6 protein-coding genes and 2 pseudogenes are annotated in these 13,051 nt (G+C 39.6%); all 8 read left to right on the top strand.

From position 1 onward, the window contains the following. Positions 1-3: 3 nt before the first annotated feature. The 8 genes and pseudogenes from essB to QRD39_RS03565 all read left to right on the top strand — a co-directional run bounded on the left by essB (position 4) and on the right by QRD39_RS03565 (position 13,050). Entirely contained in the window at positions 4-1,260 is a 1,257-nt protein-coding gene (essB, locus tag QRD39_RS03600; protein WP_285955695.1) for a type VII secretion protein EssB, read from the top strand. Continuing rightward, positions 1,257-5,661: pseudogene (gene essC / locus QRD39_RS10165) on the top strand (type VII secretion protein EssC). Before essB ends, essC (QRD39_RS10165) begins: the two are co-directional and overlap by 4 nt. 12 nt (positions 5,662-5,673) lie before the next feature. Further along, the gene (locus QRD39_RS03590) at positions 5,674-6,051 is read left to right on the top strand and encodes a hypothetical protein (protein ID WP_285955694.1); all 378 of its coding nucleotides are present in this window, start codon (positions 5,674-5,676) and stop codon (positions 6,049-6,051) included. Positions 6,052-6,063: 12 nt separating this feature from the next. Then, complete coding sequence (locus QRD39_RS03585; protein ID WP_285955693.1) at positions 6,064-8,289, top strand: hypothetical protein; 2,226 nt, start codon at positions 6,064-6,066, stop codon at positions 8,287-8,289. 3 nt (positions 8,290-8,292) lie between these two features. Then, the gene (locus tag QRD39_RS03580) at positions 8,293-9,195 is read left to right on the top strand and encodes a hypothetical protein (protein WP_285955692.1); all 903 of its coding nucleotides are present in this window, start codon (positions 8,293-8,295) and stop codon (positions 9,193-9,195) included. An 11-nt stretch (positions 9,196-9,206) separates the two neighbouring features. Further along, entirely contained in the window at positions 9,207-9,518 is a 312-nt protein-coding gene (locus QRD39_RS03575) for a hypothetical protein (protein ID WP_285955691.1), read from the top strand. 307 nt (positions 9,519-9,825) lie between these two features. Further along, a pseudogene (gene essC / locus QRD39_RS03570) lies at positions 9,826-12,427 on the top strand (type VII secretion protein EssC); the annotation flags it as partial. A gap of 98 nt (positions 12,428-12,525) precedes the next feature. After that, positions 12,526-13,050 (top strand): hypothetical protein, encoded by a 525-nt coding sequence (locus QRD39_RS03565; RefSeq protein ID WP_285955690.1) that lies wholly within the window; start codon positions 12,526-12,528, stop codon positions 13,048-13,050. The last annotated feature ends 1 nt before the right edge of the window (position 13,051 follow it).

Genomic DNA, 13,051 nt, shown 5'->3' with positions numbered 1-13,051 from the left:
AATATGACAGCAGTATCATTTGAGTGTCAAGGGAAGGCATTCTCAATAGAAAAGGGGGAGCAAAATTGGCAGTTAATCTTGCAGAAATCTGATGTTTCTGGGGCTTCATTGTCAGAATTGTCTCTGTTAGATTTGGCATCACCCTATCTCTTGTCTCAGAAGATAGAGATGGCTGATGATACCATCACCCTAACCTACGCTCTACCGAGAGTAGAGGTTGATTTTAAAGAGATACGTGAGAGGCGTTTGTCGGAAAAATTACGATTTGCCATAAATGCTTTAGGTTTTCAGGAGCTTTTGAAATATGATTTCGGATTGGTCCTAAACCCTAACAATCTCTTCATTACATCAAACTTAGAACCTAAGCTTGCCTATCGTAGCCTTTTAGGAAGTATGGTCCCGCTTACGATGGATGAAGCAGACTTCCTTCGACAATATAAGTGTTTAGTGGTTACTTTGATGGACGAAGAGACAGATTTTGAGACTCTTTATGATGGTGGTTTAGAAGTTAGAAAGCTGACACCATTTCTAAAAGAACTTTCAGAGTTTACGACCATCGAAAGTATAGAAGACTATCTTGTAAAAGCTTATGAGGAACAATTTAAGAAAGAAGAAGAAACGCTCACTTTAGTATCTCAACGCCTCTTTAAGACTTTCCGTTATGCAACGATTTGGTTGAGTGCAGCAGCTGTGATTCTCCTAGTGCCTCTTATCTACCTTGTCTTTATGCGTAATCCCTTTAAAGACAAGATGTTAGATGCAGATAAGTCCTTCCTAAAAGTAGACTATACTGCCGTGATAAACAAACTTGAGTCGGTACCGTTAAGCAAGCTACCATATACGCAAAAGTATGAACTAGCTTATAGCTATGTGAAGGGACAGTCATTGTCTAAGGACCAACGCAATCAAATCATGAATAATGTGACGCTCAAATCAGATGAACTCTACCTTGATTATTGGATTCAGATTGGGCGTGGAAAGGCTGAGGATGCACTTGACACAGCTAAACGTCTTGATGATGTTGATCTTAAACTATATGCAGTTGTTCAGGCTATCGAAGAAGTCAAGGCCAATGACAAGCTTTCTGGTAAGGATCGTGATAGTAAACTTTCTGAGCTTCAAGGAACTTACAAAACCTTGAAAGAAGAACGTAAAGGGTATTTGGAAAAAGACAAAGAGGATGAGTCTTCAACATCGTCTACATCTACCCCTGCTTCGAGCTCAAGCAGTCAGACAGAAAAGTCAGGCGGTGACTCATGATGCAGGTTTATGTTTATGATGGTGTTTCCCGTAGCCGTTTAAGTTTCACAAAGAATTCGGATAGTCTCCTAACAGTTAAAGATTATCCATGTCTCTCTGGCGATATCTATATCAAAGCAACAGATGATAAGATTTTCTATCAATATGAAGACAGACCTGGTGTTTTGGCTTCGGGAGTTGAACTTGGTGGTTTACGCTTTTATATCACGGATGGGACTTACGCATACTATCCTACCAAAGGACGTCAGCGGTTAGTCTTGGGACCACGTCCGGGAAGTGACTTTAGATTAGAAAATTCAGCTATAGAGTTACTCTTTGAACGTGTAGGAGAGGATTGGCAGTTAGATATTTTGACAGGTCCTGTCTTTGTGAATAACCACTTGACTAAAGGTAAGGTTTCTCTTCCTTATGGGGCCGAGGTTGCTTTTGGTGAGAGCTCGCTCAAATTTTTTCCAGAGGAAGTCTGGGCCAACTTGCCACAGCTAAGTGCCACGACACTCAAGACTCTTGAAAAATCTAAATATCAGTTTTATCCAGATTATCCAGACTACCATCGTTCTCCTCGTTTGATTTATCGTTCAAGTGAAGAAAAAGTTCAGGTTAATGCTCCAAGTGCTGAACCACAAAAGCCACGTAATGAGATTCTCAAGATGATTATCCCTCCTATCGTTATGGTTGGTGTTACACTTGTAATCTGTATTTTTCAACCACGTGGACTCTATATCATCATGTCAGTGGTTTCCAGCCTCATGACTACCATTTTTTCTATTCAGAACTACTTCAAGTCTAAAAGAGAATACAAGGAAAATCTGGCCAATCGGATTGACTCTTATCATGCCTACTTGTCAGACAAGTCTATCCAGTTGACGGAACTTGCGACTAAGCAACGCTATGGGCAGTTGTATCATTTCCCAGGTCCTAAGGAAGTGGCAAACCTAGCTAAGACCTACTCTCACCGTATCTATGAGAAGACGCCACAGCAGTTTGACTTTCTCTTTTACCGTTTAGGTCTAGGGAAGGTACCAACAAGCTATCACTTGACCTACTCACAAGCAGAACGTAGTGGGGTTAAGGATCCTCTAGAGGTGGAGGGGTACACACTTTATGATAGTCACCGACATTTGGATGATATGCCTATCGTGGCTAACCTCATGCATGGACCTGTTGGGTATGTGGGAGACCGAGACTTGGTCTTGGAGCAACTCCAACTCATGGTGCAACAGATTGCCCTCTTTCACTCCTACCATGAAGTCCAGTTTGTGACTATCATGCCTGAGGAGGAACGCGGACTTTGGCACTGGATGCGTTGGTTGCCGCATGCAACTCTACAGGGCATGAATGTTCGTGGTTTTGTTTACAATCAGCGTAGTCGTGATCAAGTGCTAAACAGTCTCAATCAAATCTTAAAACAGCGTCAGACTGAGGCTATGGAGCCTGGACGTAAGGAATTACTCTTTAGTCCCCACTATGTGGTATTAGTTACGGATAAGACCCTAATCATGGATCATGTCATCATGGAGTTCTTCAACGAGAATCCAACGGAACTTGGTTGTAGTTTGGTCTTTGTAGAAGATGTCATGTCTTCACTGTCTGAGAATATCCATACAGTTGTGACCCTCAAGGATAGGCAAACCGGTCAGTTGGTCATGGAAGAAGGAGTTCTTCGTGAGATTGACTTTAGCTTGGACCACTTCCCTGAAGGCTATGACAAAGAGGAATTGTCTCGACAATTGGCCCCTCTTAATCACCTTCAAAACCTTAAGTCCTCTATTCCTGAATCGGTGACCTTTATGGAGATGTACGGAGTAGCTGAAGTTCATGATTTGAATGTAGTCAGTCGCTGGGCTTCTCATGCACCGTATAAGTCCCTAGCAGTACCTTTGGGGCTACGTGGTCAGGATGACATCGTTCAACTCAACCTCCATGAAAAGGCCCATGGACCTCATGGCTTGGTAGCTGGTACTACTGGATCAGGGAAATCTGAGATTATCCAGTCTTATATCTTAAGTCTAGCAATCAACTTCCATCCGCATGATGTGGCCTTTCTCCTCATCGACTACAAGGATGGGGGGATGGCAAACCTCTTTAGGGACTTGCCTCACCTCTTAGGGACCATCACCAACTTGGATGGTGCTCAGTCTATGCGTGCTTTGACATCTATCAAGGCAGAGCTTAAGCGTCGTCAACGACTCTTTTTCAGAGTATGATGTCAACCATATCAACCAGTATCAGAAAAAATACAAACTAGGCGAAGTACCTGAGCCAATGCCTCACCTCTTCCTGATTTCGGATGAGTTTGCTGAACTCAAGCAGAACCAGCCGGACTTTATGGCGGAGTTAGTATCTACAGCACGTATCGGACGTTCACTTGGGATTCACTTGATTCTAGCGACACAAAAACCATCTGGTGTGGTTAATGACCAGATCTGGTCTAACTCTCGCTTCAAGCTAGCCCTTAAGGTGGCAGACCGAGCGGACTCACAGGAGATGCTTCGTACACCAGATGCGGCGGATATCACCCAGTCAGGACGTGCTTATCTGCAGGTCGGAAACAACGAGGTTTACGAGCTCTTCCAGAGTGCGTGGTCAGGAGCTGAGTATCAACCTGAAAAGGACAAACAAGGTATCGAGGACCATACTATCTATGCTATCAATGACTTAGGACAGTATGAAATCCTAAATGATGATCTATCAGGACTTGAAGAGACTGAAGACATCAAACAGGTACCAACAGAGCTAGATGCCATTGTAGGCTATATCCACGACCTAGTGGTAGAAGAAGGCATCCCTGCCTTACCACAACCATGGTTGCCACCTTTAGAGGAAAAAATTTATCTAGAGGATATCGCTCCTGTCATGTATGAAGCTGCTTGGAATACTATAGATCGTCAAGATATGATTCTTCACTTGGGTATTGGTGATTTTCCAGAACAACAAGCACAAGAGACCGTAGAAATTAATCTGACGAACGATGGACATATTCTCCTTTATGGGAGTGTAGGAACTGGGAAGACTACTTTCCTTCAATCTGCTGTTATGGACTTGGCACGCCACCACTCTCCAGCAAGGTTAAATTTCTACCTTTTGGATTTTGGAACCAATGGTTTGGCACCATTAAGTCGTTTACCTCATGTTGCTGATCGCATTACACTAGATCAGACTGAGAAATTACAAAAATTTGTAAGATTGTTTAACACGGAACTTGAAGAACGGAAAGCTTTACTGGCTAAGCATGGTGTTGGGAATATGGCTCAATATCAATCGGTAACTGGAGAGTTAGTACCTAGTATTGTACTGATTTTAGATGTTTATGAGGCGATTAAGGGTGAATTCTTCGAGGAAGAATTGCATAATTTGTTAGTGAAAACCTCTCGTGAAGGATTAAATGTCGGTATTCATATTATTATGACATCAACACGACAAAATAATATAAGAGCAACACTTTACTCTAACTTTAAGACACAATTGACTCTAAGACAGAATGAGGTTTCAGAAGTTATATCAATCGTTGGTAGAACACCTTTTGCAGAACTAGATGATATCAAAGGAAGAGGATTGATTAAATTAGAAGAGCCGACTATTATTCAGTTTGCCTTACCTAATCGTGAGCTCAATGCTGTTGATAGTATTGAGTGTTTACGTAAAGAGGCAGACGCCATGTCGGCCTATTGGCGAGGAGATGTTCCTTCAAGGATTCCAATGTTGCCGGAACGTCTGTCTCTTGATGATTTTGAAAGCAATTATCCAAGTGTTCAAATGTCTATTAAAGAAGGCTGCATACCAGTAGGTCTGGACAAAGAAACAGTCACAAGTCGTCATTGGGAACCAGCCCTTAGTCATTTGCTATATCTTTATGATACAGATAGTATGAGTGATCAATTTATTTCCTTTATCAGACATCAGGCTGAACAGCTGAATGTTCATTTGACAGTTATAATGCCAGAAAATAGTATGATCTCTGTTAATTTAGAAGGTGCTCAAATCTATGATAATGCAGATGCATACAAAGAAATGTTGGAAGCTTTAAGTAGACAAATTGATAGTCGCCAAAAAGATAGGCATCGTGAGTTGACTCATATCATTATTTGGTATCGATATGAAGAAATAATGTCACAGATTAATATTTTACAACATGAACTTGTGATGAAGCTCTTTGATAAGGGGTATCAAGTAGGATTCGCTAACATTGTTCTAGCACGTCCACAAACCTTGACACGCCAACAGGATGTACCATCTCGTAGTGCAAAACTATTCAAACAAGTTATTCTTGGTATGCGTATTCAAGATCAAGTAGTGATTAGCCCAATTAATCGCCCAATTAAAGAACAAGCTTTAGCTTCACAAGAACATTATTTTGTGGTAAATGGTCAAGTATCGAAGATTCAAGTTATTATGGAATAAGAAAGGATTATTATGGGAAAATCACAAAGAACCGAGAATTTAGAAAAAGATATAAAAGAAATTGAAGAGAAGCTCAAATCTTTGAAAAGTGCAGAAAAAAAAGTATCAGGATGTAAAACTAAGGTAAAGCATACTTATAATGAAGCTGATAGTGATCATGTAGATGGTGACAAATATATTGACATGTACGATGAGGATCAAAAGCTTATAAAGGAAAGTAGTAAGGCTTTAAAAAGTAAAAAGGATGATGTGTTAAGCGAGTTGAAAAGCAATATAACAAGTTTAACAATTCTAAAGCAAGTGAAAGAAACAGAGTTAGCAGTATCGAGACAATCAGATGCTATAAAAGATGCATTAGATGCCGCTGCTAAGTTCTTGTCTGGTAAATAAAGGAGGAGATATATGGCCGGAGAGAATCAAGTTACGGTGACTCAGATTGGTCTTTTAAATAATTTAGCGACAAGTAGCCAAACTGCTTCACAAAAATATATTGATGAAACAAATAATGTTCATCAGTCATTTCAAGTTAGAACAGGAGGAAATGAAGGGGTAGCTATTGAAGCATTTGTAGATAAGATAAACAACCTTTCAACCCAGGTTTTTGCGGTTTATCCTGGGCTACTAAGTGACTTTGCCTCAGCTATCTCGAATTACAGTAGCGTTCTAACAGGTGCAGGTTTTTCAGATAAAGTTTATACGGATTCAGGTGATATTGATAATATTAAAACATGGCTAAGTACACAGCGTTATAACAGTATTTCAAGCAAAGGTGAAAAATTAGATGCTGCATTTAAAGAAGCATCTGCTGCTTTGGCAAAAAGTCCTAATTCGGTCGATTATAGTGCTGATACAAAATCCATTGTATCTGTGGCATTAGAAAATTTAACGCATAGAGCATCAGTTTATCAGAGTAAACATGATACATTGATGAGTGGAAAACAAACATTTTCTAGTGAGCTAGATACTGTACAGGCTGGTTTGAATCAAGTGAAAATATACCTTAATAATGCACTATATCTTTCGCAAATGGATGTGAGCACTCTATTCAGCTGGGTCACTAGTGGGAAGCTTACAGAAGGTAATATGGATTTAATTGACAACATTCAGGACAGTGGTGATGATGAGATGCTTGATGTTCTTCTCAATGAGGGTGATGATAAGGGAAAATTCTTTACGAATCTTGGAGAAGTAGATGGGACTCATGTTAGTCAAGGAATGATGGATTTAGCTTACGGTAGATTTTATGCAAACGCAGTTCAATCAGAATCACCTTCAGAATTCGATACAAACAATATTTTAAATTTCTTTAAAAGTTTAGAAAATCAAGATTCCAAGGCAGCATCTGTATATTTAGAAAAAATGACGATATCGGGTGACCGTTATGCAGCGGTTATGTCCGCAAAGGCTACCGAATTATTACCCAAATTCCCTAGTAAAGGAGCATCTTCTGAGGAGTATGAAGCGTATTCGCAGGCCTGGAATAATTTAATGACCAGTGGGAAACTAAATGAAATAAATAATAAAATTGAGAATGCGGGAGCATTGACATCATTATTTAGTTCAGCATATAAAGAAGAATTAGGTGTTACAAAAAGAGGTAAGTCAAATATTGAAGAGACTATAAAATCAGGAATGCAAGATTTAACTTTTAGTATAGATGGGTCGGGGCAAAGACATTTTGAATGGACAAACAAAGTTGATTCTGAGTCTTCCATAAATACCACTACTACACGAAAAGTTATTGCAAGTTTACATCTTACAGAGGATGATGTCCAGAAAACAAAAATTGAAGTAAAAGCTGATGAATTAGATAAAAAGAGGGAAACGGCTCTAAAAGATTTCACAGTTGGACTAGCATCTACGGTTACAACATTTGCTGCACCTGAATACTCTGCAGTAGTTAATTTTGCAAATGCCCTTTCAAAAGCAAGTGAGTCAGGTGAGGATAAGCCTTCGACTACAGCAACGCTGTTTGATAAAAGTGCGGCTCTTGCATTTGGAGATAGCTATTCTAATCTAGGTAAGGGAGTGACTCAAGGGACATCATTTATAAAAGCAATTGAATCATTGCAAAGTGTATCTAGTCAACAGAATGATAACGAACGTACGGCGGAAGCTTTGATGTTTAATGGAGGTGGTTACTCAACTCAGATAGATCAAGGTAGTGGTTCTCAGGGAGCAATATATACTTCCAATTACGATCTTAGTGCAACCCTCGCAAAATATGATATGAATGAAAATGGACTTAGAGCCTATATTTACCGCAATAATGGAGGTGTCGCTTCACAAGAATTAACTGAAGAAGGATGGAAAGATGTTTCCCAAGATACTGCTAAGGGGGTTAAGTCTATCAGTAAGTTTGATAGGGAAATTAATACTGACTATTTTGATAAATCATATTCTCTTAATGGAGGTGGAAAGGTAACTGGCAAAGAGATGAAGGACTATCTCACTGGTAATGGTGATCAAAATTATACAGATATTGAAGCATCTAATATTACAGAAGCTATGGATGATATGACTTCCGGATTAGATAAAGATATTAGGGATACCTTTCAAATTGATAATTATGCTAAATATAACAGCCATAGTTTTGACACATTGGTTAATGCTCAGAAACAGGAGTAAAGCATGAAGAAAAGAAACATCATCATATCTATAGTAATGATAGCAATCACGGCTGGTCTTTTCTTCTTTCTGAGAAGTAAGAGTGGTGCGACAAGTGAGGAATATACCCATAGCTATCCAGAACCAGAATTCTCTCTTCAATTAAGTGGAGCTAATAAAGAATATGTTTTAGTAAATTATAAAAACTCATCTGAGAGCTTTGGTGTAATAGGGGTAACAAATAACTATTTAGTGAGTAATAGTTTTGATACTAATGATGCCAACAACATTCAGAATTATGCTTCTTATAATCTATATTTATATGATTTAAATAGTAAAGATTTTAAAAAGTCGAAGATAGACCTTTTAGATACCGTAAAACAATACAAATTAAAAGGCCGAATGTCTCAGATTGCTACTGTGGTAATAGAAGGTAAAGATTATTTATTTTTTAAAGTTGACTACACTATGTACCTTTTAGATCTTAAACAAAAGAAAATCACAACTGCACCTGAAACAATACTGGATGGTAATTCACTGAAAAAAGATTCTTCCTTAGAGGATGCATCCTATAGTGTAGATCTAGACAATATCCTGTTCAAGAAATATGGAGTTTTGGAAAATGAAAAATATCATTCATTTTATTTAGGTATCAATAGGGACAAAAAGAATCCAGATTTATCTAAATTAAACATAAAAAAAGAATATCCTGAAGTTGCAAAAATCCTAGAAAATGGAGGCGATGCCTACACGAGATGTGATTCAGTTGATTCTGAGCAGTGGTTTAACACCCTCATTCACTGGTTTGCACCAAAGGGTCAGGATGTAATGGATCTTTACGTCACAGATAAAACGACAGGTGAAAAAACACAAATAAAGAGTTTCGCAGACTACCAAACATGGAAAGCATCGCAACCTACGGAGTAGAGGAGGATTATATGGGAATAAAAATTAAACCTGAGCAATTGAATGGAACGACAGTATTAGTAGGTATTGAAATTAGTGATGCTCATGCTCGAGAAGCTGTAAAGGATGACTCAGGGGATAAGTTGCTATCATGTACCCAAACAATAAACTCAACAGCTAAAGATTTAGGGGATACAGTTAGTAAGTATAGTGAATTCCTGAATAAAATAGCAAATGAATTTAAAAACACTGATTATAAAATCAGTACGAAAATACAAAATGATAAGTCATATATATCCGATGGGAAAGTTAATCCTAGTGATGACTATTTTTCAACTAAGTAATGATTTTATCCATCACTGCCCCAGCCCCTGGCTGGGGTTTTCTAATAGCCAAATCCTAATAATTTTGTCCCTCTCATAATATCATGAAAGCTTATTTTCCATGGTATAATGGATATTGTAGTCTGTATTCAGAATATTTCGATAAATGTTTTGTTGAGGATTTTGGAAAGAATAGGTTGTGACAGCAAACTCTCATCTCTCGATGACAAAGATGTATAGGGACAATATTGATAATGAATTTAACTAATACTAAGCATGAAGATATTTTCAAGAGAGTTTATGCTTTCAAGTTAACTATACTTATTTTTTGAATGTAGTCAGTCGCTGGGCTTCTCATGCCCCGTATAAGTCACTAGCAGTACCTTTGGGGCTACGTGGTCAGGATGACATCGTTCAGCTTAACCTCCATGAAAAGGCCCACGGACCTCATGGCTTGGTAGCTGGTACTACTGGATCAGGGAAATCTGAGATTATCCAGTCTTATATCTTAAGTCTAGCAATCAACTTCCATCCGCATGATGTGGCCTTTCTCCTCATCGACTACAAGGATGGGGGGATGGCAAACCTCTTTAGGGACTTGCCTCACCTCTTAGGGACCATCACCAACTTGGATGGTGCTCAGTCTATGCGTGCTTTGACATCTATCAAGGCAGAGCTTAAGCGTCGTCAACGACTCTTTTTCAGAGTATGATGTCAACCATATCAACCAGTATCAGAAAAAATACAAACTAGGCGAAGTACCTGAGCCAATGCCTCACCTCTTCCTGATTTCGGATGAGTTTGCTGAACTCAAGCAGAACCAGCCGGACTTTATGGCGGAGTTAGTATCTACAGCACGTATCGGACGTTCACTTGGGATTCACTTGATTCTAGCGACACAAAAACCATCTGGTGTGGTTAATGACCAGATCTGGTCTAACTCTCGCTTCAAGCTAGCCCTTAAGGTGGCAGACCGAGCGGACTCACAGGAGATGCTTCGTACACCAGATGCGGCGGATATCACCCAGTCAGGACGTGCTTATCTGCAGGTCGGAAACAACGAGGTTTACGAGCTCTTCCAGAGTGCGTGGTCAGGAGCTGAGTATCAACCTGAAAAGGACAAACAAGGTATCGAGGACCATACTATCTATGCTATCAATGACTTAGGACAGTATGAAATCCTAAATGATGATCTATCAGGACTTGAAGAGACTGAAGACATCAAACAGGTACCAACAGAGCTAGATGCCATTGTAGGCTATATCCACGACCTAGTGGTAGAAGAAGGCATCCCTGCCTTACCACAACCATGGTTGCCACCGTTGAGTGAGGTCATGTTTGCACAAGACTATGATGAAATAGGCTTTAAAGAATATTGGAATCATCCTAGTCAGTTGATTGCTTCAGTGGGGCTTCTTGACATTCCAAGTCAACAAAGACAGGTTGTTGGAACTTACGATATTCTTAGGGATGGGAACTTAGCAGTCTTTGGTGGTCCTGGTATGGGTAAATCTAACTTACTTCAAACTCTAACGATGGACTTAGCACGTAAAAACACACCTGAGGCTCTTCATGTCTATCTCTTTGATTTTGGGACCAATGCTCTCTTTCCGCTGCGTAAATTACCACATGTAGCTGATTTCCTAACAGCAGACCAAGAGGAGAAGCTTGGCAAGTTTATGGTCCTAATTAAAGCAGAGATGGCTAAACGTAAGAAGCTCTTTGCTCAGCATGATGTCAATAGTAAGGCTATGTATGAGGAGATGACTGGGAAATCCCTTCCTCAAATCGTCATAATCATTGATAATTACGAAGGACATAAGGAAATCCAAAATGCTAACCTCAGGACTGATATGGACAATTTCTTCCTAACTCTTAGTCGAGATGGCTTTAGCTTTGGAATTTCAATCGTTGCTACAGGAAACCGTTCAATCGCTATTCGTGGAGCTATCCTCTCTAACTTTAGGAGTCGGATGGTGCTCAAGTTAACTGATGACGGTGATGTGCGAAACCTTATAGGGGCACGACCAGCCTATGCTATGGAAGAGATTCAAGGGCGAGGTGTCATGCGTTATGGAGATGATATCGAAGTGGTTCAAGTCTTTCTCTCTAACAAGGGCATGGACGACATACAACGTCTTCATGAACTTCAGGAGGAGATTACTGCCATGGAAGATAGTTGGGATGGTCCTAAACCAAGAGCCATCCCAATCATGCCTGAACAGATCAGTTTTGATGCCTTTAGGGACATGGACACAGTTCAGGATGCTACGAAAGCAGGTCGCTTGACTCTTGGTATCACCTATGCTGATGTAGAAGCTTTCAGTCTAGAGTTGAGTCGGTTCAAGCACTTGCTATACACATCGGACAGAGTAGCGAACCTACAAAATATGACCAAACACCTGATTCGCTCGGTTAACCTAGTTAACCCAAGTAGACTCATGGTGCTTGATACAGAAGAAGCCTACATAGATTACAAACCATACTGTACTGACTACTATGGTCAGGATGCAGAGATGGAAACTGTCTATGTGGAAATAATTACAGAAATCTATCGTCGAATGGATAGTGTGACAGAAGATGAAAAGACATGGTTTGTCATCATTCCAAATATGGAGAAATTTGCGCCCCAGACCAAGTTAAATGGGGAGCAACTCAACTTTATGCTTGACAAGGCACCTAAAGTGGGAATTTACTTCTTCTTTGGAGGTATGTCAAGTTACTTGATAAATGGCATCTCAGATGTTGCCAAGGCAATGCGCAATAATGTCCAATACTTCCTATTTGGTATGCGCATGATGGATCAGGCTATCTTGCCGAAGGTCTTTAACTCGAAAGAGCCTTATCCAGAACCTGATGTTGCCTATCTACATGATAGAAAAGCAGAGAGACTGATGAAACTCTCGGATTTACAAGAAAGTGAGGGCTGAGCCTGTGAAGAAGAATTCAAAACGAAAAGTAACAGTGGTGTTGATTATAGCCTTAATTATCGCAGCTATTGGAGGAACAATCTATATGGGAAATAAATTTGAAAAAAAAACAAGAGCTAGCTAAAGAGCACGCACTGTACAAACATGGCTTCAGACTTTTGGAAGAGCAACTGGCTACCTATATCAAAGAACACTATGAGGGTGTGAGTAAGATTGAATTTTCACCTATTTATAAAGATGGTGGAGATGGCTATAGTATGCTTACAGTAAGAGTTGTACCTATTATCTCTGATAATCATGGACATAAAGCAATGTTAGGCACACAAATTGGAAGAATTACTTATGGTTCATATGGGCTTGGTGGTGAGCTTTATTTAGACTTTGATCGTGTAGATGATAGCGAGATTATCATTTTAAAAGATTTGGACACGCAAAAGGAACTCGATTTATCAAGTGAAGAACATCTTCCTGAGAAGGCAAAGTTAGAGAGTAATTCTGCAATAGACGAAAATATTCTTGCTTTAGTAGAAGATAATCAACTTAAAGGTGTCAAAAAGTCGGATAATGGAAGTCCTAAGGCAAAAATTAGCTATAATTTAGAAATAAAGAAAGGAACATTGTAGA

The organism is Streptococcus raffinosi (assembly GCF_030284685.1).
In the GTDB taxonomy this organism is placed as follows: Bacteria; Bacillota; Bacilli; order Lactobacillales; family Streptococcaceae; genus Streptococcus; species Streptococcus raffinosi.
The sequence above is the reverse complement of the archived record's forward strand: the minus strand, read 5'-3'. Positions and strand labels throughout refer to the sequence as shown.